At 49.0% G+C, this 24,398-nt stretch carries 22 protein-coding genes; 20 read left to right on the top strand and 2 right to left on the bottom strand.

Going from position 1 to position 24,398, the window contains the following annotated elements; translation table 11 throughout:
• The first annotated feature begins 106 nt into the window (after window positions 1-106).
• Window positions 107-1,591: a protein adenylyltransferase SelO gene (locus AB8599_RS03690; protein WP_407332456.1), complete on the top strand. Its 1,485-nt coding sequence runs from the start codon at window positions 107-109 to the stop codon at window positions 1,589-1,591.
• 45 nt (window positions 1,592-1,636) lie between these two features.
• Here AB8599_RS03690 and AB8599_RS03685 read toward each other — a convergent pair whose 3' ends face one another.
• Complete coding sequence (locus AB8599_RS03685) at window positions 1,637-2,797, bottom strand: 2-octaprenyl-3-methyl-6-methoxy-1,4-benzoquinol hydroxylase (RefSeq protein WP_407332455.1); 1,161 nt, start codon at window positions 2,795-2,797, stop codon at window positions 1,637-1,639.
• 293 nt (window positions 2,798-3,090) lie between these two features.
• Between AB8599_RS03685 and miaB the strand changes: the two genes are divergently transcribed.
• From miaB to AB8599_RS03655, 6 genes are all read left to right on the top strand, one after another.
• A complete protein-coding gene (gene miaB, locus AB8599_RS03680) occupies window positions 3,091-4,515 on the top strand; it encodes a tRNA (N6-isopentenyl adenosine(37)-C2)-methylthiotransferase MiaB (RefSeq protein ID WP_407332454.1) in 1,425 nt (474 codons plus the stop codon).
• Window positions 4,516-4,584: 69 nt separating this feature from the next.
• Window positions 4,585-5,706: a PhoH family protein gene (locus tag AB8599_RS03675; protein ID WP_407333167.1), complete on the top strand. Its 1,122-nt coding sequence runs from the start codon at window positions 4,585-4,587 to the stop codon at window positions 5,704-5,706.
• Window position 5,707: 1 nt separating this feature from the next.
• Window positions 5,708-6,172 (top strand): rRNA maturation RNase YbeY, encoded by a 465-nt coding sequence (gene ybeY / locus AB8599_RS03670; protein WP_407332453.1) that lies wholly within the window; start codon window positions 5,708-5,710, stop codon window positions 6,170-6,172.
• A gap of 24 nt (window positions 6,173-6,196) precedes the next feature.
• Window positions 6,197-7,063, top strand: a complete 867-nt coding sequence (gene corC / locus AB8599_RS03665) for a CNNM family magnesium/cobalt transport protein CorC (protein ID WP_407332452.1) — start codon at window positions 6,197-6,199, stop codon at window positions 7,061-7,063.
• Between the two features lie 7 nt (window positions 7,064-7,070).
• A complete protein-coding gene (gene lnt / locus AB8599_RS03660; RefSeq protein ID WP_407332451.1) occupies window positions 7,071-8,618 on the top strand; it encodes an apolipoprotein N-acyltransferase in 1,548 nt (515 codons plus the stop codon).
• Between the two features lie 90 nt (window positions 8,619-8,708).
• Window positions 8,709-9,299, top strand: a complete 591-nt coding sequence (locus AB8599_RS03655; protein ID WP_407332450.1) for a YSC84-related protein — start codon at window positions 8,709-8,711, stop codon at window positions 9,297-9,299.
• Window positions 9,300-9,386: 87 nt separating this feature from the next.
• Here the strand turns inward: AB8599_RS03655 and AB8599_RS03650 are convergent, their stop codons facing one another.
• Window positions 9,387-9,872, bottom strand: a complete 486-nt coding sequence (locus tag AB8599_RS03650; RefSeq protein ID WP_407332449.1) for a zinc ribbon-containing protein — start codon at window positions 9,870-9,872, stop codon at window positions 9,387-9,389.
• 126 nt (window positions 9,873-9,998) lie between these two features.
• On the opposite strand from AB8599_RS03650, the gene leuS reads away from it, so the two are divergent.
• From leuS to AB8599_RS03585, 13 genes are all read left to right on the top strand, one after another.
• A complete protein-coding gene (gene leuS, locus AB8599_RS03645; RefSeq protein WP_407333166.1) occupies window positions 9,999-12,572 on the top strand; it encodes a leucine--tRNA ligase in 2,574 nt (857 codons plus the stop codon).
• A 53-nt stretch (window positions 12,573-12,625) separates the two neighbouring features.
• Window positions 12,626-13,297: an LPS assembly lipoprotein LptE gene (gene lptE, locus AB8599_RS03640; protein WP_407332448.1), complete on the top strand. Its 672-nt coding sequence runs from the start codon at window positions 12,626-12,628 to the stop codon at window positions 13,295-13,297.
• Window positions 13,294-14,325, top strand: coding sequence for a DNA polymerase III subunit delta (gene holA, locus AB8599_RS03635; RefSeq protein ID WP_407332447.1), 1,032 nt, complete (start codon window positions 13,294-13,296; stop codon window positions 14,323-14,325). Before lptE ends, holA begins: the two co-directional genes overlap by 4 nt.
• A gap of 85 nt (window positions 14,326-14,410) precedes the next feature.
• Window positions 14,411-14,728, top strand: a complete 318-nt coding sequence (gene rsfS / locus AB8599_RS03630) for a ribosome silencing factor (protein WP_407332446.1) — start codon at window positions 14,411-14,413, stop codon at window positions 14,726-14,728.
• A 4-nt stretch (window positions 14,729-14,732) separates the two neighbouring features.
• A complete protein-coding gene (gene rlmH / locus AB8599_RS03625; RefSeq protein ID WP_407332445.1) occupies window positions 14,733-15,203 on the top strand; it encodes a 23S rRNA (pseudouridine(1915)-N(3))-methyltransferase RlmH in 471 nt (156 codons plus the stop codon).
• Window positions 15,204-15,206: 3 nt separating this feature from the next.
• The gene (gene mrdA / locus AB8599_RS03620) at window positions 15,207-17,090 is read left to right on the top strand and encodes a penicillin-binding protein 2 (RefSeq protein WP_407332444.1); all 1,884 of its coding nucleotides are present in this window, start codon (window positions 15,207-15,209) and stop codon (window positions 17,088-17,090) included.
• Window positions 17,087-18,208, top strand: a complete 1,122-nt coding sequence (gene mrdB / locus AB8599_RS03615; protein ID WP_407332443.1) for a peptidoglycan glycosyltransferase MrdB — start codon at window positions 17,087-17,089, stop codon at window positions 18,206-18,208. Before mrdA ends, mrdB begins: the two co-directional genes overlap by 4 nt.
• Window positions 18,208-19,011 carry a septal ring lytic transglycosylase RlpA family protein gene (locus tag AB8599_RS03610; protein ID WP_407332442.1) on the top strand — a complete coding sequence of 268 codons (804 nt, stop codon included), beginning with the start codon at window positions 18,208-18,210 and terminating at the stop codon, window positions 19,009-19,011. The genes mrdB and AB8599_RS03610 overlap by 1 nt, the downstream gene beginning before the upstream one ends.
• A 111-nt stretch (window positions 19,012-19,122) precedes the next feature.
• Entirely contained in the window at window positions 19,123-20,295 is a 1,173-nt protein-coding gene (locus AB8599_RS03605) for a serine hydrolase (protein ID WP_407332441.1), read from the top strand.
• A gap of 225 nt (window positions 20,296-20,520) precedes the next feature.
• Window positions 20,521-20,790: a DUF493 family protein YbeD gene (gene ybeD, locus AB8599_RS03600; RefSeq protein ID WP_407332440.1), complete on the top strand. Its 270-nt coding sequence runs from the start codon at window positions 20,521-20,523 to the stop codon at window positions 20,788-20,790.
• Window positions 20,791-20,942: 152 nt separating this feature from the next.
• Window positions 20,943-21,596, top strand: coding sequence for a lipoyl(octanoyl) transferase LipB (gene lipB / locus AB8599_RS03595; RefSeq protein WP_407332439.1), 654 nt, complete (start codon window positions 20,943-20,945; stop codon window positions 21,594-21,596).
• Complete coding sequence (gene lipA, locus AB8599_RS03590; RefSeq protein ID WP_274163547.1) at window positions 21,593-22,558, top strand: lipoyl synthase; 966 nt, start codon at window positions 21,593-21,595, stop codon at window positions 22,556-22,558. Before lipB ends, lipA begins: the two co-directional genes overlap by 4 nt.
• Window positions 22,559-22,847: 289 nt before the next feature.
• Entirely contained in the window at window positions 22,848-24,389 is a 1,542-nt protein-coding gene (locus tag AB8599_RS03585) for a YjjI family glycine radical enzyme (RefSeq protein ID WP_407332438.1), read from the top strand.
• Window positions 24,390-24,398 lie beyond the last annotated feature (9 nt).

Here is a 24,398-nt window from a genome sequence, read left to right as displayed (position 1 = left end):
CCCTTTTTATCTGTGTGGTTGAATTGGCATTGAATCCCTGTAGGCTTATCCAAATCATGCATTGATCGCGTATCAAACAGTTTGGACGACAGGGACGCAGTAAAACATGAACAAAAACGACAGTCTCAGCAACCCTATTCAACATCAGGTTTATTTGACGCTACCTGATGACCTATACAGCGACGTCGCTCCTGTGCGCGTCGAGCAGCCTTCTCTGCTGGCATTGAATCACGAACTACTGACACAATATGGCCTGGCCTCATCGTGGTTCGAAAGCGCTGATGGCATCAACTTCCTTGCCGGTAATTGTGACTATGCCGAACAGCATCCTATTGCGATGGGCTATGCCGGTCATCAGTTTGGTCACTACTCGCCGCAATTGGGTGATGGCCGCGCACATATGTTGGGTCAATTCCAAACTCAAGATGCCCATTACATTGATGTACAACTAAAAGGTTCTGGTCGAACGCCTTATTCTCGTGGTGGCGATGGCCGCGCCACGCGAGGTGCCGTGATCCGCGAATACCTCATCAGCGAAGCCATGGCAGGATTAGGTATTCCTACGACGCGCACATTAGCGATGATCTCAACCGGCGATAAGGTAATGCGCGATTACCAAATGGTGCCGGGCGCGATTCAAGTCCGCACAGCTACCAGCCACATCCGTGTCGGTTCTTTTCAGTATGCGTACGCAAAATTGGGCGAAAGCGGTGTAAAAGCATTAGCGGATCACCTAATAGCGCATCACTACCCTCATGTTGCCGACCGCGAGGATAAATATGCTGCATTGTATGAAGCCATCTGCGTACGTCAGGCAACGCTAGTCGCACAGTGGATGTTAGTTGGCTTCATTCATGGCGTAATGAATACTGACAATATGTCGTTGGTTGGCGAGACCATCGACTTCGGTCCATGCGCATTTATGGATGAATTCAAAGCGAACAAAGTGTTCAGTTCGATTGACCGAGAAGGTCGTTATGCTTGGGATCAACAGGCCAACATCGGTTATTGGAATTTGCAGCGCCTTGCTGAGACATTCTTGCCGCTATTTGACAGTGATTCAGATACCGCCGTTGAGATGGCGCAAGCGCCACTGACGCGCTATATCAGCACGTTCCAGCAAGCCTTTGAGCAAGGGCTCAAACAAAAACTGGGTGTCACGGCATCGACGCCAGAAGCGGATGATTTCATCAATGAAGCGCTACCAATGGTCGCCACCGAAAGCATGGACTTTACCCATTTCTTTGACGCGCTGACACGTATTGCTCAAGGCGAAGATGAAGAGGAAGCACTGCTGTCGAAATTTTCAAACAGGGAAAAAGGTAGGCAGTGGTTGGCAAATTGGCACGCTGTAAGAAATGACTCAAAAGAAACCATTGAAGAAATGCGTCTTGCTAACCCCACACTGATTGCGCGAAATCATCAAGTAGAGCAAGCCATTGAAGATGCCATGGAGCGTGACGACTTAACCCTTTTTCATCGCTTGAGTGAGGCGCTGAAAACACCCTATACCGTCAGTGACGACAATCGGGATTTGCAAGCCGCGCCCACCCCCAACGAGCGTGTACTCAGAACCTTCTGCGGTACGTAGTTTTCCCTGGCACACTAAAAAATACGCAAATACAAAAATGGGGCATTAAAGCCCCATTGCATATTTCAATACCTGTGTTTTTATCGGGCCACTGCTCTCAGCCAACTTTAATCCCACGTTGCGTAACAATTTCAATGGGCCAATTTCATTGCTAAACCCGGCATAAAAGATATCCATTCCGGTTTGCATGATGAGGTTATCGGGCCTACGTTTGCGCTCATAAGCCGTCAGCACATTGCCATTCAGCCACTCCCCCCCAGCATCCGCAACCACATCCAATAAGGCGTCGACATCTTTAAAGCCGAGGTTCACGCCCTGCCCGGCCAAAGGATTGATGGTGTGCGCCGCATCCCCAACCAACACCACATGATTGCGCGAGTAAGATTGTGCGTGACGTCGAGTGAGCGGAAACGACCCGTGTTGAAGCACCTCAATGTCACCCAACTCTTTAGGGAAATGGGTCAGAATTTCTTGCTTCAACGCGTGTGGCGTCATGGCCCCAAGTTGTTTAATGCGTGAGGGCGAGTCATACCATACTAGCGAGCCTTGATGACCTGATAGTGGCAAGAAGGAGCGCGGCCCATCCGGTGTAAACCATTGCCATGTGACATCTTGCTGAGGCAATTCAGTTTTCACGTTGATCAACATGCAATGTTGGCGATAGTCCCACGCGGTCACGCCTATCTTGGCATAATCTCGAACGCGGGAATTCGCGCCATCCGCGCCAACTAACCAGCGTCCATGCAGCACCTCGCCATTGTCCAATTGGACACAATGCCCATCACTGTCTGGTCGCATCGCAACAATATTGGCGGGACACTGCACATCAAGATTGGCTTGTGCTTCGCAAGCTTGCCAAAGAGCCAATTGAAGCACACGGTTTTCAACGATAAAACCCAGCTCAGACAAATCCATGCTTTGCGCATCAAAGCGAATGCGACATTCAGGATGCTCCCACGTTTCAAGGCGACGATACGGGCACAGACGCATCTTGAGTACCGAATCCCACACCTTGAGCGACGAGAGCAGTGATACCGAGGCGGGGGAAATCGCCGACACACGCAAGTCCATCGGCTGCTGTGGCGAAAAAGCCTGTGGCGCAGTCCGCTCAACCATGGCGACGCGTTTTCCTTGTCTGGCAAGGCCAAGCGCTGCCGCGGCCCCTACCATACCGCCACCGACGACGATAATATCGAATTGTTTCATAACACAATCTCTTTAAGTCCTTGGGGCATTTTACCCGTCACGGCACCAATTGCGACTGCTACAAACCTCTGCGCCCCGTAAATCCTGCAAAAAAATTGGGGAGAAGGTGATCTGGTCACAGTTTAGCTAAAGCAGTACAATACGCCCCCTATGCCCAAACCTCGTTGAAATACTCACGGTTTGGCCACCAACTGGACAATGCTTTTCGGCTGAGGTTGCAGTTATAACACAGCGTTACCACACATCACCTTTCAGCCGAAACACGTAAAACATTACTATGAGCAATAAGTTACATGGCTAAAAAACTTTTGATCAAAACCTGGGGCTGCCAGATGAACGAATACGATTCATCTAAAATGGCGGATCTACTTAATGCGGCTGGCGGCTACGAGCTGACCGAAGTGCCTGAAGAAGCCGATGTACTGCTTCTTAACACGTGCTCTATTCGCGAAAAGGCTCAGGAAAAAGTGTTCCACCAGTTGGGGCGCTGGAAAAACCTGAAAGATCAGAAGCCCGATCTGGTGATTGGCGTAGGCGGCTGTGTGGCAACTCAAGAAGGCGACCACATTCGTGAACGTGCTCCTTATGTTGACGTAATTTTCGGCCCACAAACCCTGCACCGTCTGCCACAGATGATCAAACAATCTCGCGAAGACCACGGTCCAGTGATGGACATCTCTTTCCCTGAGATTGAAAAGTTTGACAACCTGCCAGAGCCGCGTGCGGAAGGCGCCACAGCATTCGTTTCAATCATGGAAGGCTGTTCCAAGTACTGTACATTCTGCGTCGTGCCATACACACGCGGTGAAGAAGTCAGCCGCCCACTGGATGATGTGCTGTACGAAATCGCTCAGCTTGCAGAGCAAGGCGTGCGTGAAGTTAACCTGCTGGGTCAAAACGTCAACGCTTACCGTGGCGATATGCATGACGGCGACATTTGTACGTTTGCAGAGCTACTACGTTACGTTGCTGCGATTGATGGTATTGACCGTATTCGTTATACCACCAGCCACCCGATTGAATTCACTGATGACATCATCGAAGTGTATCGCGACACGCCAGAACTGGTTAGCCACCTGCACCTGCCAGTTCAAAGTGGTTCAGACCGCATTTTGACGATGATGAAACGCCCGCACACGGCGATTGAATACAAGTCAAAAATCCGCAAGTTACGCGAAGTGCGCCCTGACATCGCAATGAGCTCTGATTTCATTGTTGGCTTCCCGGGTGAAACTGAAGCCGATTTTCAAGCAACAATGAAGCTGATCCGAGACATCAATTTCGACATGAGCTTCAGCTTTGTCTATTCGCCACGCCCGGGTACACCAGCCGCAGACATGCCGGATGACACCCCAGAACAAGTGAAGAAAGATCGCCTAGCAGAGCTTCAACAACAGATTAACGCTCAGACCATGATCTTTGCGCGCCAAATGCTAGAGACAGAACAACGTATTCTTGTTGAAGGCCCATCGCGTAAAAACGTCATGGAGCTACGCGGCCGCACAGAGAATAACCGAGTGGTGAACTTTGCAGGCTCGATGGATTTGATCGGCCAATTTGTTGACGTCAAAATCACTTCTGTACATGCCAACTCGCTGCGAGGCGAACTGGTTCGTACCGAGAAGGAAATGAACCTGCGTATCGCGGTTTCACCTGCCGAAATGATCGCAAAAACACGCAAAGAAGATGATCTTGGCGTAGGCGTGTATACTCCGTAGTAGCACGGAGGCATATCGCCTTTACCAAGCGCCGTCATTGGCGGAGATAATCAATGGTTACCGGTGCGTATGATAAGCACCGGTAATGTTTTTGAGGACAGGTTTGCGAGGATAGTATTGAACAAGATAATTACCGAAGAAGTATCACTGGAACCAGCTGATAACTCACGCCTAGCCAGCCTATGCGGCCCTTTCGATGACAATATCAAGCAACTTGAACGCCGTCTAGGTGTTGAAATTAACCACCGCAGCCACCACTTCTCCGTTGTGGGTAAACCACACACTGCCACTGCGGCCATTGAGATTCTCAAAACGCTATATGTAGAGACTGCCCCGGTCAAAAATCGCTATCCCGATTTAGAGCCAGAGGACGTTCATCTCGCTATCAAAGAAAATGGCGTACTTGAGCAATCTGTTGAGTCTTCAATTCCTTACGGAAAAGAAATCAACATCAAGACCAAAAAAGGCGTGATCAAGCCACGCACACCGAATCAAGCGCAGTACATCACCAATATGGTGACGCATGATATTACGTTTGGTGTTGGCCCTGCGGGAACAGGTAAAACGTACCTCGCGGTTGCTGCGGCAGTTGATGCGTTAGAGCGTCAGGAAATTCGCCGTATTTTGCTCACTCGTCCGGCGGTTGAAGCAGGCGAAAAACTGGGTTTCTTACCCGGTGATTTGAGCCAAAAAGTGGACCCATATCTTCGCCCACTTTACGACGCCCTATTTGAAATGCTGGGTTTCGAGCGTGTTGAAAAACTGATTGAACGTAACGTGATTGAAGTTGCACCGCTGGCTTACATGCGCGGTCGCACACTTAATGATGCTTTCATCATCCTTGATGAAAGCCAGAACACCACCGTGGAGCAAATGAAAATGTTCCTAACCCGTATTGGTTTTAACAGCCGCGCGGTGATCACCGGTGATGTGACGCAAATAGATTTGCCACGCAACGCAAAATCAGGCCTTCGTCATGCCATTGAAGTGTTAGCAGATGTAAATGAAATTAGCTTCAACTTCTTCCAAGCAGACGATGTTGTTCGCCACCCAGTGGTTGCACGCATTGTTCTTGCTTATGAAGCGTGGGAAGCCGAAGACGCCAAAGCACGTAAACACGCAGAAGATCGCCGCCGTCAGGAGCGAGAAGCCGCACTATCGGTGGCGCAATCAGAAGAGAACCAACAGTAACATGCAGTATTTTGTCGATCTTCAAATCGCGACACAGAACACCGAAAATTTGCCGAGTGAAGAGCAGTTTCAACACTGGTTTGAACAGGCAGTAAAATCTTTTTGCGAACAAGCAGAAGTGACCATCCGCGTGGTGGATGAGTTTGAAAGTCAAACCCTTAACTGCGATTATCGCGGTAAGGATAAGCCAACAAACGTATTGTCATTTCCGTTTGAAGCACCTCCTGGTGTACAGTTGGATCTACTCGGCGACTTAGTTATCTGTCGTCAGGTAGTCGAAAAAGAAGCAAAAGAACAGAATAAAGACCTCTTTGCCCATTGGGCACACATGGTTGTACACGGCAGTCTCCATCTGCTAGGTTATGATCATATTGATGATGAAGAAGCAGAAGAAATGGAATCTCTCGAGATTTCTATTATGAATGCGTTAGGGTTCGACAACCCTTACGCAGCAGACTTTATCTAAATTAACGTTGTAAATATTGAGACAATGAACGAAGACAACTCACAAAGCTCTGAAGGTCCGAGTAGAAAGACCTTCTTCGAACGTTTAGGACAGATCTTTCAGGGCGAACCTAAAGATCGTCAGGAACTGGTAGATGTATTCCGTGATTCGGAACAGAACGATCTGATCGATCACGATACACGGGATATGCTCGAAGGCGTCATGCAGATTTCTGAAATGCGCATTCGAGACATCATGATTCCGCGTTCGCAGATGGTAACCATCGAACGCTCACAACCTCTCGAAGAGATCATCACGGTTATCAACGACGCCCAGCACTCACGCTACCCGGTGATCAGCGATGACAAAGACCATGTTGAAGGCATTCTGCTCGCAAAAGACTTGCTACGCTACCTGATGGCCGACAGCGAACCGTTCGACATTGATAAAGTGATCCGCCCTGCTGTGGTAGTGCCGGAAAGCAAGCGTGTTGACCGATTGCTGAAAGAGTTTCAGGAAGAACGCTATCACATGGCGATCGTTGTCGATGAATTCGGCGGCGTTTCAGGCGTGGTGACTATCGAAGATATTCTTGAAGAAATCGTTGGCGATATTGAAGACGAATACGACGACGAAGAAGAGCAGGAAATCCGCCAGCTCAGCAAGCACACCTTCGCGGTGAAAGCGCTGACCACGCTGGAAGATTTCAACGAGAAATTTGGTTCTCAGTTCAATGATGACGATATCGACACCATTGGTGGATTGGTCATGACCAGCTTTGGTCACCTGCCAACACGTGGTGAAGAAGTGGACATTGAAAACTTCCATTTCAAAGTCACTGCAGCTGACAGTCGACGCGTTATCCAATTGCAGGTTACTATCCCCGATACTACTGCAGAGGAAACGGCTTAATCGTCAAATGCTAAATATTCAAACTTTAAAGCGGCCCCAAGTATTCATGCGGATCTTCGGGGCCGCTTTTTCTGGTGCGCTTGCTACTCTGGCGTTCGCGCCTTACGCCTTCTGGCCGGCTATGCTGGTCTCGCTTGTCGCCCTCCTCTTACTCATTCATGAGCAATCCCCCAAACGTGCTGCGTTAATCGGCTTTAGCTGGGGTATGGGCCAATTTGGCACAGGCGTAGGTTGGGTATACGTGGTTATCGAAAAATTCGGTGGCTTACCCACAGCGGTCGGGCTTTGTCTTATCGGCTTACTGGTGATGTACCTAGCGCTCTTCCCTGCGCTGTTCGCATTTATCCTTAGACGAACGCGTCTGCCCCTCGCGTTATCGTATCTGCTGTTTGCGCCATCACTTTGGCTCGTGATTGATTGGTTCCGAGGATGGTTCTTAACAGGCTTCCCGTGGCTGTGGCCGGGTTATAGTCAAATTGATGGCCCACTCTCGGCGTTTGCCCCTTTGCTCGGCGTACAGGGCATTACACTCGCGCTGCTGATCATTTCAGCATCGATTGCGCACACCATCATCGTTCGTAAAGTCTCGGCACTATTGCCAGCACTTGTGGTGGCCATTGTTGCCGCAGTATCCAGCCAAACTCCGTGGGTACAAGAAACAGGCGAAAGCGTTGATGTTGCCATGGTCCAAGGTAACGTTCCTCAAGAATTGAAATGGCTTCCGAGTCAGCGTTGGCCAACGCTACTGAGCTATCAAGACATGACGCGACAAAACTGGGGAGCTGATATCGTGATCTGGCCAGAGGCAGCCATACCTGCTCTTGAGCGAGACATGCCCGATTTTCTTGCCCGTCTCGACTCGGCAGCAATCAACAACGACACTGCCATCATCACGGGCGTGCTTGATCAAAACGCAGACGGTCAGTTCTACAATAACGTGATCACGCTCGGTGACAACGGCATGGATGGATACAATTACCCGGCGCAGCAAAGCTACAGTAAGCACCATTTGCTGGTATTTGGTGAGTTTGTGCCGTTTGCTGACATTTTGCGTCCACTAGCGCCGCTGTTTAACCTGCCCATGTCATCGTTTAGCCGTGGCGACTATACGCAGCCGAACATTGATGCAAAAGGCTATCAACTTGCGCCTGCGATTTGCTACGAAATCGCCTTTAGCGATCAAGTTCGCCAAAGCCTGACACCCGAATCTGATTTCATTTTGACGCTGTCTAACGACACCTGGTTTGGCACCTCTATCGGCCCGCATCAGCACCTTGAAATTGCGCGTATGCGCGCGCTGGAAAACGGTAAACCCGTACTACGTTCAACCAATACAGGTCTTACTGCTGCTATTGGTTATCAAGGTGACGTGATCGCACAAATCCCGCAATTTGAAACCGTCGTACTTCGTGCCGATGTTCCTACAACGCGAGGGCAAACACCCTATACCCGTTTTGGTGATTGGCCGCTTTATGTGTGGATATTGATGTCAGGGGTTGCACTGATTGTGTTAGCGCGCGGTCAAACCGCATCATCTGGCGACAAGTCTCAATAATAAGAGCGAACATACACTGCCCTCTTATGTCTTAATCAAGGCCGAGCGTTTATCCTCGGCCTTGTTTTTTTGATTCACAGGGAGATTCAAATGCGCGCTTTAGCCAGATTTTTGTCACTGACCGTGATCCTTTCTTCTTCGCTTTTCATTACGCCAGTCTCGGCCGAAGCCGAAGCCGATCCAGAGTTATTTGCCAATACCCGTGCCGCCCTCGCTAATTACCACCGGTTTAATGAAGTAAAACCGTTTTTCGAGAAAGCCTACGGCTACGCGGTATTTCCATCTGTTGGAAAAGGCGGATTCTGGATAGGCGGTGCCTATGGCAAAGGCTTGGTCTTTCAAGGCAATAATACCGTCGCACAAGCCGAGCTTATTCAAGTGTCGATTGGTTTGACGTTCGGTGGGCAAGCATTTAGCGAAATACTGTTTTTTGAAGACAAAGAAACGTTTGATAACTTTATGTCGGGCAGTTTTGAACTCGGCGCTCAAGCGTCGGCGACTGCACTCACCGAGGGAGCGGCTGCGCATGTAGGAACAACGGGGACGTCAGCAAGCGCAGGGAACGCACAATCTAAGGCGTATTACATTAACGGCACAGCTATCTTCACCCAAGCCAAAGGCGGGCTAATGGTAGAAGCGGCACTCGCAGGACAAAAATTCAATGTCGAACCGCTAAAATAGGACGCAAGCTGCGTACTGGGTCCTAGGCCCCTCTCCTCCTAGGGCCTTCTTTCCCCGCCCCTTCTCTGGTCCTGCTATTCCCCACATCTACGCGGGAAAAGGCTTCCGGCTGAACTGCTTATTGCCACATTTGATGCATGGGATCAGCACACCGACATGGGTATGCTCCGTCTGATTGCCACACTTCTCGCAAATCAGAATACCCAAACCGACCACTTCACCCGCAGAATACACACCATGATGCTGAATATCTTGCAGCACTTCACGCCATTCCAGTTGCGTTTTGTCTGTAATCTCCGCTAACTGTTGCCATATTGAATTGGCGATGAGACTGCGGAACAACTGACCATCATCCACTTCCGTTTCGGGTTGATTGTAGCGCTCACTGAACGCCTGAACATCACGTTTGAAATACGCTTCAATTAGGGCGAGTTCATCTTTGGTCATGTCTGACGCAGCTTCAAAATAACGCTCAGACAGGTCAACCCAACGTTGAAGCTCCTCAGGGCTGTTCTTTAAGGCGTCGCTAATTCGTTGAGTTAGCAACTTATACTCCGTTTTTTGCTCTGACATAGGTCACCTCTGCATTCAACTGTTGTTGCGCCTTCTACCTTTAGTTATTCTATGTCGATTATTTTGGTACATTTTATACCTATCTCACATATTTCCCGGATGTCATCGATGCAAGAACAAAACCCGATGCAAGAGCAATACCGTCCACAGGACATAGAGCCTAAGGTTCAGGCCGATTGGGACAAGAACAAAACTTTTGTTGCTCAAGAAGACCCTAGCAAAGAAAAGTTCTACTGCCTATCAATGTTCCCATACCCAAGTGGTCGCCTGCACATGGGTCACGTTCGTAACTACACGATCGGTGATGTAATTGCTCGCTATCAGCGCCTGCAAGGCAAAAACGTGATGCAGCCTATCGGCTGGGATGCGTTCGGCCTGCCAGCGGAAAACGCCGCAGTGAAGAATAAGACAGCGCCAGCACCATGGACTTACGAAAACATCGAGTACATGAAGAACCAGCTAAAACTGCTGGGCTTTGGCTATGATTGGGACCGCGAATTCGCGACTTGTACACCTGAATACTACCGTTGGGAACAAGAGTTCTTCACCAAGCTGTACGACCAAGGCTTGGTTTACAAGAAGACTTCTTCTGTAAACTGGTGTCCTAACGACCAAACCGTATTGGCGAACGAACAAGTAGAAGATGGCTGCTGCTGGCGTTGTGACACACCAGTAGAGCAAAAAGAAATTCCACAGTGGTTCATCAAAATCACCGCGTACGCACAAGAACTGCTGGACGATCTAGACAAGCTTGATGGCTGGCCTGACATGGTGAAAACCATGCAACGTAACTGGATTGGTCGCTCTGAAGGCGTAGAGTTGTCGTTCAAGGTTGCCGGCAATTCAGACCTAGAAGTCTACACCACACGTCCTGACACTCTGATGGGTGTTACCTACGTGGGTATCGCAGCAGGCCACCCTCTTGCTGCGCAAGCTGCAGAGACAAACCCAGCGCTAGCTGCGTTTATCGACGAATGCCGTAACACCAAGGTTGCTGAAGCTGAGCTTGCGACCATGGAGAAAAAAGGCATGGATACTGGCCTGAAGGCTATCCACCCACTTAACGGCCGTGAAGTGCCAATCTATGTGGCTAACTTTGTTCTGATGGATTACGGCACAGGCGCTGTCATGGCGGTTCCTGGTCACGACCAGCGCGACTACGAATTTGCCACAAAATATGGCATCGAAATCATCGGTGTTATCAAACCAGAAGATGGCAGCGAGCTAGATATTTCAGAAGCTGCGTACACCGAAAAAGGTGTTCTGTTCAATTCTGGCGAATTCGACGGTTTGACGTTTGAGCAAGCGTTTGACGCGATAGCATCAAAACTTGAGTCAGAAGGCAAAGGACACAAAACAGTGAACTTCCGCCTGCGTGACTGGGGTGTTTCTCGTCAACGTTACTGGGGTTCTCCAATCCCAATGGTGACCACTGAAGATGGCCAAGTACACCCAGTACCTGCAGACCAACTGCCAGTGCTTCTGCCAGAAGACGTGGTAATGGATGGCGTGACTAGCCCTATCAAAGCCGACAAAACATGGGCAGAAACGACGTTCAACGGTCAACCCGCGCTGCGTGAAACCGATACGTTTGACACCTTCATGGAGTCTTCTTGGTACTACGCACGTTACTGTTCACCAAAAGCTGACCAAATGCTGGATTCAGATGCGGCGAACTACTGGTTGCCTGTTGACCAGTATGTAGGTGGTATTGAACACGCCGTCATGCACCTGTTGTACTCTCGCTTCTTCCACAAGCTTCTGCGTGACGCAGGAATGGTTGAAAGTGACGAACCGTTCAAACAACTCCTTTGCCAAGGCATGGTGTTGGCTGATGCGTATTACTACAACAACGAGAAAGGCGCGAAAGTGTGGGTTTCTCCAACGGAAGTGACCGTTGAGCGTGATGAAAAAGGTCGCATCACTAGCGCCGTTGATACCGAAGGCAACAATCTTGTTCACTCAGGCATGACCAAAATGTCTAAGTCGAAAAACAACGGTATCGACCCGCAAGAAATGGTGGACAAGTACGGTGCTGACACCGTGCGTTTGTTCATGATGTTCGCATCCCCTGCCGACATGACATTGGAATGGCAAGAATCTGGTGTTGAAGGGGCAAATCGCTTCCTGAAACGTATCTGGAAGTTAGTGTTTGAGCACACGTCAAAAGGTGCTGTATCTGCGTTAGATGCCTCTGCACTCAATGCAGAACAGAAAACACTGCGCCGCGAAGTGCACAAGACTATCGCCAAAGTGAGCGATGACATTGGCCGTCGTCAAACTTTCAACACCGCCATTGCTGCTGTGATGGAGTTGATGAACCGTCTGGCGAAAGCACCGCAAGAGACTGACACGGATCGCGCAATCCTTGACGAAGCATTGAAGGCCGTCGTTGCTATGCTTTACCCAATCACACCGCACATCAGCAATGAGTTGTGGACTGCTCTGGGTGAAAGCGATGTCGACCACGCGCAATGGCCTGTTGCCGACAACGATGCGATGATTGAAGACGAGAAACTTATCATCGTTCAAGTGAACGGTAAGCTTCGCGCTAAAATCACCGTTGCCGCTGACGCAGCAAAAGCTGACGTTGAAGCCATGGCACAAAACGATGAGCACGTAGTGAAATTCATCGAAGGAAAAACCGTTCGTAAGGTGATCTACGTACCAGGCAAACTGGTTAACATTGTTGCAAACTAACTGTTGCTAACTCGTTTGCTCGCATCTTTGCTAATAAAAACAGGGAGAATTCGGTGACATCGATCTTTCGCTCTCTCCGAACCCTGCTTGTCGTGGTGGCCGCTTTGGCCACCGCGTCTTGCGGATTCCAACTTCGTGGCAGCTACAATCTGCCTGACGAAATCCAGAAGCTTTCTATCACGAGTTTTGACCAATACGGCAAACTAACCCGTGAAATGAAATCACAGCTTCGTCTCTATGACATCGATCTGGTGCCGCCTGCTGAAACCATCTCAAACCTGAGTTTGAACGGCGAAAGCTACGGTGAAAGTACGCTTTCTCTTTACCAAAACAGCCGTGTTGCAGAAAAGCAATTTGCTTACACCGTGAGCTATTCCGTGACTGTACCCGGTAAAGGGAACTACAGTTTTTCCACGTCGCTTAGCCGCACATACCTCGATAACCCACTCACTGCATTAGCAAAGTCAGTGGAAGAGGAAATGCTTGCGCAAGAGATGCGAGTCGAAGCGACCAAGCAAATCATGCGACAGCTGGCGCGTTTGAATGCGCACATCGAAGCTTATGAGCGTGAAGAAGCCGAAGAAAAAGCACTACGCGAACTTTATCAGGGCGTTGATAGCACCAACGCTGATCTGACGATCGAAACACGCTTTGACGGCAAGGATGAGGAATCACGTGGTAAACCCTTGTCCAGCTTCACCACAGACAGTGAAAACGTCGAATGAGGATCTACCCAGAACAACTGACACAACGCCTGCATCAAGGCTTGTGTCAGACCTACCTTCTGTTCGGCAACGAGCCACTGCTTAAGCAAGAAGCCCAACAAAGCATTATTGCAGAAGCAGCTCGCCAAGGTTTTGATGAAAAGCACCGCTACACGGTCGACAATCAACTTAACTGGCAAGATATTTACGACACCTGTCAGGCACTGAGCCTGTTTTCTAGTCGTCAGGTTATTGTCCTAACGTTACCTGAAAACGCATTAACAACCGCGCAAGCCAATGCGCTGAAAGAACTTGAACCGTTATTGCATCAAGACTTGGTGTTGATTCTAGAAGGTCCACGCCTTAACAAAAAGCAAGAGTCGGCAAAGTGGTTCACGCTGTTTCAAAAGAACGGCCTTTATGTGCCGTGTAATACCCCTGATGCTCGCCAACTGCCTCGCTTCGTCGAAACACGCTGCCATGCGCTGGGCTTAAAGCCAGACTATGAATCCGTACAATTACTCGCGCAGTGGCACGAAGGAAATCTTCTCGCCTTGTCACAAAGCTTAATGAAGCTACAGTTGCTCTATCCCGATGGCGCTCTCACCTTGCCTCGGTTGCAAGATGCGCTATCGCGAAACAATCACTACACACCGTTTCAGCTCACCGACGCCTTAATTGATGGCAAGGCAAAACGCGCTGTGCGCATTGTTCGTCAACTGGAAGCCGAAGGCGTAGAGATCACGATTTTGCTTCGCGTGATCCAAAAAGAACTGATACAACTTTGCAAGATGCAAGAATACGGCGCGTCTGGCATGGGACTGAATAAGATTTTTGACCACTATCGTGTATGGCAAGCTCGCCGAGCACCGTTAACCTCGGCCTTACATCGTCTGCCACTTGCTCGACTGATGAGCTTGGTAAATAACCTTGCTGACATTGAATTGATGGTTAAAACCGACTTTGACAGCCAGCCATGGCCTGCACTGTCTGCATTTTGTCTCGATATGTGCGGTCACCCTGTGCACCTTGCCTCTATTCACTGTTAACCACCGTATTTAAATCCCAACTGTCAGTGTTATAATTTTCTCGATAAGATCTCACTGACAAACACCCAATATTAAGGGGAAAACATTGCTTCCTGAACAACTTCAACACTTCGTTGTCGACAAAGCTGATGATATGAAAGCGGCAGACATTGTGACTCTTGATGTGAGAGACAAAAGCAGCATCACAGATTATATGGTGCTTTGCACTGGTAACTCCAAGCGTCATGTTTCTTCTATTGCTGAGCATGTTGCTGATGAAGCACTCGCTGCCAACGTTCGCTCATTGGGCATGGAAGGACAAAATGAAGGCGAATGGGTTGTACTAGACCTTGGCGACGTCATGCTACATATCATGCAAGACGAGCAGCGTCAGTTATATGAGCTTGAAAAGCTGTGGAACTGATTCGATGAAATTACAACTGATTGCGGTTGGCACCAAGATGCCGAAATGGGTCGAAGAAGGCTACAAAGAATACAGTCGCCGCTTCCCTAAAGATATGCCGCTGGAACTGGTCGAAATTACCGCGGGTAAGCGCGGGAAAAACGCCGATATTGCGCGTATTTTGCAAAAAGAAGGCGAAGCAATGTTGGCGGCTGTTCCAAAAGGAAACCGCATCGTGACGTTAGACATTCCAGGAAAGCGCTGGGACACAGAGCAATTGGCAGAACAACTGGAAAGCTGGAAGTTAGACGCACGAGATGTCTCTATCTTGATTGGCGGCCCAGAAGGGCTTTCACCTGCGTGTAAAGCCGCGGCAGAGCAGAGTTGGTCTTTGTCTCCGTTGACACTTCCACACCCACTGGTACGCGTGGTGATGGCGGAAAGTCTCTATCGCGCTTGGAGTATTACCGCGAATCACCCTTATCATCGGGAATAGTTCATGAGATACAAGCGTAGTCCAATACGCGATCATCATGCCGAGTCTTCTTTGTTTATCCGCCGAGCTGTCGTGGCTTTCGGCGGTATTGTTATTTTAGTCGGCCTGCTTTTGCTCAACCTGTATACCATTCAGGTAAAAGATCATGATGATTACATCACCCGCTCCAACGACAATCGAATCAAAGTGGTGCCGGTTGCGCCTAATCGCGGGCTAATTTTCGATAGAAGCGGCAAACTACTGGCAGAAAACCGCCCTGTTTACGCACTCGAAATCACCCCAGAGCAGGTGAAAAACATTCCTGAGACCATTGCGAGTTTGCAACAACTGATCGACATTTCAGATCGTGATATCACCGCATTCGAAAAGGATAAAAAACGCTCTCGCCGCTTCAATGCGATTGCACTTAAAAATCAACTCTCCGAAGAAGAAGTTGCAATATTTTCAGCCAATCAGCACAAATTTCCTGGCGTCGAAATCAAAGGCTACCTCAAGCGCTATTACCCTTATGGCGATTCACTAACGCATGTATTGGGCTATGTCGCCAAAATCAACGACAAGGACCTCGCGCGTCTTGACCGCGAAGAAATGAGCTCCAATTACAAGGCCACACGTGACATCGGCAAGCTCGGCATTGAACGCTTCTATGAAGAAGTCTTGCATGGTACTGCTGGCTATCAAGAGGTGGAAGTAAACAGTCGTGGCCGTATTATCCGCACATTGAAATACGTGCCGCCTGAGCCAGGTAAAGATCTGGTGCTCAACCTTGATGTTGATCTGCAGCTCTATATTCGCGGCATTCTTGGTGAGCGCCGCGGCGCTGTTGTGGTGTTGGATCCAAAAGACTCGTCGGTTTTAGCCATGGTTTCATCGCCAAGCTACGACCCAAACCTGTTTGTTCATGGCATATCGGGCCCAGAGTACCGAGGATTACTTGAAGACAAAAATCGACCATTAGTGAACCGTGCAACGCTCGGTATCTATCCACCAGCCTCAACAATAAAACCGTTTATTGCGGTGGCGGCGCTTCAAGAAAAAACGATCACTCTCAACACCACACGAAACGACCCAGGCTATTGGCATTTGCCCAATTCCACTTCTCGTCCTTTCCGAGACTGGTTGGCATGGGGGCATGGCAGAGTCAATATCGTCCAGTCGATTGAAGAGTCCGTGGACACTTTCTTCTATCAAATTGCCTATGACATGGGGATCGACAAGCTCTCCGAGTGGATGAGTAAATTCGGATTTGGTGACTACACCGGCATCGACATTCATGAAGAAAGCAAGGCCAACATGCCAACCCGAGAATGGAAAATGTCACGCTACAGGCAACCTTGGTATAAAGGTGACACTATTCCTGTCGGCATCGGTCAAGGCTATTGGACAGCCACACCAATGCAGATCGCTAAAGCGACCACTGTGTTAGTGAATAGAGGCATTGTTCACCCGCCCCATCTTCTGCTCAAAACGGAATCAGAAGGCAAAGAGGTCATTGAACCCATCGCGCCTTATCCACCGATTGCGGATGTTAACGATAAATACTGGGATGCAGCGCTGGAAGGCATGCGACTCGTTAACCATGGTAAAAAAGGCACAGCACGTCGGTCATTCGCGAATGCCGCTTATATCACTGGGGGTAAATCGGGAACCGCACAGGTTTTCGGATTGGCAGAAGATGAAGAGTACAATGCGGATGAGATTGCCGAGCACCTTCGAGACCACGCCTTATATACCGGCTTTGCCCCGTTTGATGATCCTCAAGTGGTTGTTTCCATGGTGCTAGAAAATGCAGGTGGTGGTTCGACCAATGGCGCGCCTATTGCTCGCCGTATCTTTGATCACATGTTGCTCGGTAAAGATAAAAACAACGAGGAGCAGGTTCAATGAGTATGTTTGCCTCTACGGGTCAAAAAAAGACCATATTTGAACGCCTGCATCTGGATGCACCGCTGTTGCTAGGCATTGTCGCTCTCATGGGGTTTGGCTTACTGGTCATGTGGAGTGCCAGCGGACAAAGCATAGCCATGATGGAACGTCAGGTTTTCCGTATGCTGTTGTCGCTCGCTGTTATGTTTGTGCTGGCACAAATATCACCGCGTCATTACGAGTTCTGGGCGCCCTATCTTTACGTCACTGGCATCATTATGCTCGTTGCCGTATTGCTGTTCGGCGAAACAGCCAAAGGGGCGCAACGTTGGCTGGATTTAGGTATTCTCACTTTTCAGCCTTCTGAACTGATCAAACTGGCTGTGCCTTTAATGGTGGCGCGTTTTATTGGCAAAGAGCCCCTACCTCCGAGGTTTAGAAACCTGATTATCGGCTTGGTGATGGTTTTTGTACCCACCATACTCATCGCAAAACAACCGGATCTCGGCACATCAATACTGATTGCTGCATCGGGGATCTTCGTACTGTTTCTTTCGGGGATCCGCTGGCGCATTATCTTTGGTGCAGGCGCGTTGGTTGCTGCATTCATTCCTGTGTTGTGGTTCTTCCTCATGCGGGAATACCAACGCACACGCGTACGCACATTGTTCGATCCTGAGTCAGACCCACTCGGTGCGGGCTACCACATTATTCAATCCAAAATAGCCATTGGTTCTGGCGGTATTACCGGTAAGGGCTGGCTACAAGGCACGCAATCGCAACTGGAGTTCTTGCCAGAGCGCCATACCGACTTTATCTTTGCCGTGATTGCGGAAGAATGGGGCATGGTCGGGGTGGCTTGTCTGCTTATGCTGTATCTATTCGTGATCGGCCGCGGCTTAATGCTTGCAAGCCGAGCACAAACGGCATTCGGGCGCATGATGGCAGGCAGTATTGTGCTAAGTTTCTTTGTTTATGTATTCGTTAACATTGGTATGGTTAGCGGTATATTGCCGGTTGTTGGTGTACCACTGCCACTGGTCAGTTATGGCGGCACATCCATGGTTACATTGATGGCAGGCTTCGGGATTCTTATGTCTATCCACACTCACAGAAAAATGCTTTCAAAGGCTTTGTAATGAAAAAACTATTCGTATTTTTTACGATCGTATTGTCTGGCTGCGCAACTCAAAACGACGAGCGTTACAGTATTGCGCAAGACAAAGCGCCGGAAGCAACACCAACGTTGGCACATATCGAAGATGCACAACCTCGTTACGAACCCTACAGCCGCGCTGGCAACAAGGATTACACGGTTCTTGGCCAAAACTACGAAGTCATCAAGAACCCTGAGAGCTTTACCTATGAAACGGGCATTGCTTCTTGGTATGGTAAGAAATTCCATGGTCACAAAACCTCGAATGGTGAAATCTACGACATGTTCTCCATGTCGGCAGCCCACAAAACCTTGCCACTGCCGAGCTATGTCGAAGTAGAAAATACCGCCAATGGTAAAAAAGCCATTGTTCGGGTCAATGACCGCGGTCCATTCCATGAAGGTCGAGTGATTGATTTAAGCTACGCAGCAGCATCTAAGTTGGGCGTTCTGGCCTCAGGCACTGCTCCGGTCAAAGTGACTTTGCTGAGAGTAGACAAACCTGTGGAAGACGATGAATGGCAAAGTGCGCGACTCAATCGCTACTTTGTTCAATTGGTCGCAACCTCAGATCAAACAAAAGCACAGAAAGCGGCCGAAAGTTTTAGCAAACAGTTCGAACTTCCTACTGACATTCGTCAGGCGGGTAAGGTGTATCGTGTGCGCTTAGGTCCATTTCATGACTACGACCAAACGCAAAATGCGGCCATGATTGCGCGAGAACACCAGATAAATGAGGCTTTCATCGTTGTTGAGCCAATTACGACTGAACCGACTCTGAAATAGAGTGTCATTAATTAGTAAGTTGTTGTAACCCTGTCTGACACTCATCCAACCTATCTGATATAGTGTCGACAGCTTTTGACTAGAGAAATATTCAAGTAAGTACTTATATCTATGAAAAAATCACCTTCTTTGTTGCGCTCTTTAGTCTTATTGACTGCCGTATCCTCTTCTGCAGCCGCTGTTGCTGCACCGTCCGTTGTCCCTGATGCGCCTCAGATCGCGGCGAAAGGCTACGTGTTACTGGACTACAATTCAGGCAAAGTGCTCGCTGAACACAATGCCTATGAACGTTTAAACCCAGCAAGCCTGACCAAGATGATGACAAGCTATGTCATCGGTCAGGAAGTTGAACGCGGAAATATCAGCCTCGAAGACGAAGTTGTTGTCAGTAAAAATGCTTGGGCAAAGAATTTCCCTGGCAGCTCCAAGATGTTTATCGAGGTTGGCACCACCGTTTCTGTGGCAGATCTGAATCGCGGTATTATTATCCAATCAGGCAATGATGCGTGTGTCGCCATGGCTGAACACGTTGCAGGTTCTGAAGATTCGTTTGTTGATTTGATGAACGGCTGGGCGAAGACGCTCGGCATGAACGATTCTAACTTCACCAACTCTCACGGTTTGGACGATGATAACCTTTACTCAACGCCATATGATTTGGCGCTGTTGGGACAAGCGCTAATCCGCGATGTGCCAGAAGAGTATGCGATTTACGAAGAAAAATCGTTCTCTTATAACGGCATTACCCAATACAACCGCAACGGTTTGCTCTGGGACAAGAGCATGAATGTTGATGGCATTAAGACTGGTCACACCGACAAAGCGGGTTACAACCTCGTCAGTTCTGCGACCGAAGGCAAAATGCGCCTGATTGCTGTCGTGATGGGCACTAACAGTGCCAACGCACGTAAAGCAGAAAGCAAGAAGCTACTGAACTATGGCTTCCGTTTCTTCGAAACCGTTGCACCACACAAAGCCGATGAGACTTTTGTGACTGAAAAAGTTTGGATGGGTGACACGGATCAAGTCGCGCTGGGTGTGAGTGAAGATACTTATGTCACTCTACCTCGCGGTAAAGCGAAAGATCTAGAAGCCAGCTTTGTGCTAGAGCAAACCTTAGAAGCCCCAATCGCTAAAGGCGATGTGGTTGGTAAGTTGTTCTACCAAGTTGACGGCGAAGATGTGGCTGAATACCCACTGGTTGCACTCAATGACGTGAAAGAAGGCGGTTTGTTTAGTCGCTTGGTGGATTACATCATCATGTTCTTCAAGAGCTTGTTCTAAGCGTCAAGCAGAACTACCAAGGGCGGTCAAATGACCGCCCTTTTTATTTTCACAATCATCCCCATATATACTCGAACGTCCTCACGTTGAGGGAACCCGCATAAAACATCCCACCTTGTTTTCTGATAACAGGACGATTAATATTCCCCTCAACGCAATACGTGATCATAAGCACAAAATTTCGGCCGCCGAATACTGACTTCGACGCCCATTCTGGAGTAGAAAATGCAAGAGCAACCAAAACTAAAAGACCTGCTGGAGTTCCCATGTACTTTCACTTACAAAGTGATGGGCTACGCCAAACCAGAACTCACAGATCTGGTTTTGGAAGTCATTCAGCTACACGCACCGGGTGACTACTCACCAAAAGTGACGCCAAGTGGCAAAGGTACTTACAATGCCGTTTCAGTCACCATTACAGCCACTTCTATTGAACAAGTTGAAACGCTGTATAAAGAACTGGGTGATATTGACATCGTTCGTATGGTTCTGTAAGCGCTCACGCAAAGACAAGATCACCACAATGCTTTTCCACAATGCCCTTACAAATAGACGGCTGTTAATTCAGCCGTCTGTCATTATAATGGCGTAACAGACGAGCTCGTAGCCTTAAACTTCCAGCCCTTATCTAGTCAAGCAGGTGTACTTTGCAGCAGAACCGCCTCATTATCAGACAACTTGGATTACGTTCTTACGAACCGACGTGGAAAGCCATGCACGCTTTCACCGACGAGCGCACAGCTGAAACTTGTGATGAGATCTGGCTGGTTGAACACGACCCCGTGTTTACGCAAGGCCAAGCGGGAAAAGCAGAGCACTTGCTCGCCACAGGCGATATTCCTGTTGTGCAAAGTGACCGTGGCGGACAAGTCACCTATCATGGTCCGGGCCAACAAATTGCGTATATCCTGATTGACTTAAAACGCAAGAAGCTGGGTGTACGTGAGCTGGTTACCAGCATAGAAAACATAGTGATCGATACGCTTGCTCACTATGGTATTGAATCAAATGCACGACCTGACGCACCAGGTGTGTATGTGGGTGACAACAAAATTTGCTCGCTGGGTCTTCGGATCCGTCGCGGCTGTTCATTCCACGGATTGGCATTAAACGTCAATATGGATTTATCACCATTCCTGCGTATTAACCCTTGCGGCTATGCAGGCATGGCAATGACACAAACCGTCGATTTAGGGGGGCCAGCTTCACTGACTGAGCTCTACCCTGTGTTAGTAGATAAACTGACATCGCACCTGAACTATGATCAGGTCGAGTCCCTAACAGAAAGCAATCAATTATGAGCAAACCGATCCAGATGGAACGCGGCGTTAAATACCGCGATGCAGACAAAATGGCGCTCATCCCGGTCAAAAACATGCCGACCGAGAAAAAAGAGATGCTACGCAAGCCCGAGTGGATGAAGATTAAACTTCCTTCTGACAGCAAACGTATTCAAGAGATTAAGTCTGCATTGCGTAAAAACAATCTGCATTCTGTCTGTGAAGAAGCGTCTTGCCCGAACTTGGCTGAGTGTTTCAACCACGGCACAGCCACGTTCATGATTTTGGGTGCGATTTGTACTCGCCGCTGCCCATTCTGTGACGTTGCCCATGGTCGTCCAAACGCAGCTGATGAAAATGAGCCAGCGAAACTGGCAAAAACCATCAGCGACATGAAGCTGAAATACGTGGTGGTCACCTCCGTTGACCGTGACGATTTACGTGATGGCGGTGCAAAACACTTTGCTGACTGTACCCGTGAAATTCGTGCTTTGAACCCAGAAATCCGTATCGAAACCTTGGTACCTGATTTCCGAGGTCGTATGGATACAGCGCTTGAGTTGCTTAAAGACAACCCGCCTGACGTATTCAACCACAACCTTGAAACTGCGCCGCGTCTTTACCGTAAAGCGCGTCCAGGTGCGAACTACAAGTGGTCGCTGGAGTTACTGAAGAAGTTTGGTGAAATGCATCCGAACGTGCCAACCAAATCTGGCGTCATGATGGGCTTAGGCGAGACCAAAGAAGAGATCGTCCAAGTCCTTAAGGATTTGCGCGAGCACGGCGTGACCATGCTGACATTGGGCCAATACCTTGCCCCAAGCCGTCACCACTTGCCGGTTGAACGTTACGTGCCACCTGAAGAGTTCGACGAGCTACGTGACATCGCGTTGGAGCTTGGCTTCACACACGCAGCATGTGGTCCGTTCGTGCGTTCTTCTTACCATGCAGACCTGCAAGCACAGGGCGTGGAAATCAAGTAAGCGCGTACGCAAATCTAAATACGAAAACGCCGAGCACTGCCTCGGCGTTTTTGTTTCTGCCGCTACCGACTTTTTATATGGATTTCGGATTTCGGATTTCGGATTTCGGATTTCGGATTTCGGATTTCGGATTTCGGATTTCGGATTTCGGATTTCGGATTTCGGATTTCGGATTTCGGATTTCGGATTTCGGATTTCCAAAATGGAAACACTGCCTTCTCATCATATCAATAGTGGAAAAACCTTTATCCACCGTAAAATAAACCCAAATTAAAGTAGGGTCTTTTCCATGAACAACAACCTATCTGAACTGCAGCAACGTTTTTACGACATCATCAACAACCCAAGTCTTTCACCAAAGCAAAAGAACCAGTTTCTTGCGCTAGAAGCAGAAGCTAGCCTGCCTTACCTGTCAATCACAGACAGCATCGAGCAAGCGATGAAGGACGGTGTGATTTGTGACATGTTCGAAGGCCATGCACCCTTCAAACCACGTTACGTGCTACCAGATTACGCAAAGTTCCTGTCGCAAGGTTCTGAGTACCTAGAACTTGCGCCAGCGGAAAACCTTGATGATGCGCTGAACATGCTGAACATCATCTACCATCACGTACCGTCAGTGACCAACATCCCTGTGTATGTTGGCCAACTTGATGACGTATTGATGCCGTATGTGGGCACACTGACCGAAGAAGAGATCTACCAAAAGATCAAACGCTTCTGGATAATGCTTGACCGCACCCTACCTGACGCCTTCATGCACGCGAACATCGGCCCTGCTGACAACATCATCTGCCGCACCATCCTGCGCGTAGATGTTGAACTAAAACAAATCGCGCCAAACCTGACGTTCATGTACGACCCTGCCGTGACGCCTGACGATCTGCTTCGTCAAGCCACCAGCAACATCTGTGAATGCAGCAAGCCGCACATTGCAAACTACCCAATGCACGCGGACGCATACGGTGATAAGCGATTTGGTATTGTTAGCTGCTACAACTCTCTGCCATTGGCTGGCGGTTCAAATACCCTAGTGCGCATGAACCTAAAAGAAGCGGCAAGCAAAGCAACCAACAGCGACGACTTCATCAACCATGTTCTGCCAACCTACAGCAAACTGATGGTTGAACTGATGGATGTACGCAGCACGTACCTGCATGAATCATCGAACTTCTTCACCAACTTCCTTGCGACTGAAGGACTGATTGAAGAAAGCCGATTTGCGCCAATGTTCGGTATCTACGGCATGGCTGAGGCTGTAAATACCTTGTTCGAAAAAGACGGCAAGCAAGGCAAGTACGGTCACGACATCAGCGCTAACGAATTGGGCCACGCGATTTCCGCGAAACTGGCGACTTTGGTTGACGAAAACCCAGTCAAACATGGTTACAACGGTAAAGCACTTTTGCACGCACAAGGCGGTATCAGCCTAGATTTGGACGCAACCCCTGGCGTGCGTATTCCTTACGGTACTGAACCAGACCCAGTGACTTACGTGCATGCAACTGCGGGTCACCACAAGCACTACACCTCAGGCATCAGCGACATTCTGACGATTGATGAGACGGTAAAATCAAACCCAGAAGCGATGTTCAACCTGTGTAAAGGCGCAATCAATTCAGGCTATCGTGAGTTCACCGCGAACGTTGCATCAAACGATTTGGTTCGCGTCACAGGTTACATGATCAAACTGTCCGATATCGCGAAGTTTGATGACGAAGGTTCACGTAAGAACACCACGTGGTTGGGTGCAGAAGCATCGAAAAACACCGGTATTCTGAACCGTGCGCCACGCGTCGTGAGCTTTGAATCAACGCCAGTTTATAAATAAGTCTTAAAG

The sequence above is a fragment of the Enterovibrio litoreus genome (assembly GCF_045679545.1).
GTDB lineage: Bacteria > Pseudomonadota > Gammaproteobacteria > Enterobacterales > Vibrionaceae > Enterovibrio.
The sequence above is the reverse complement of the archived record's forward strand: the minus strand, read 5'-3'. Positions and strand labels throughout refer to the sequence as shown.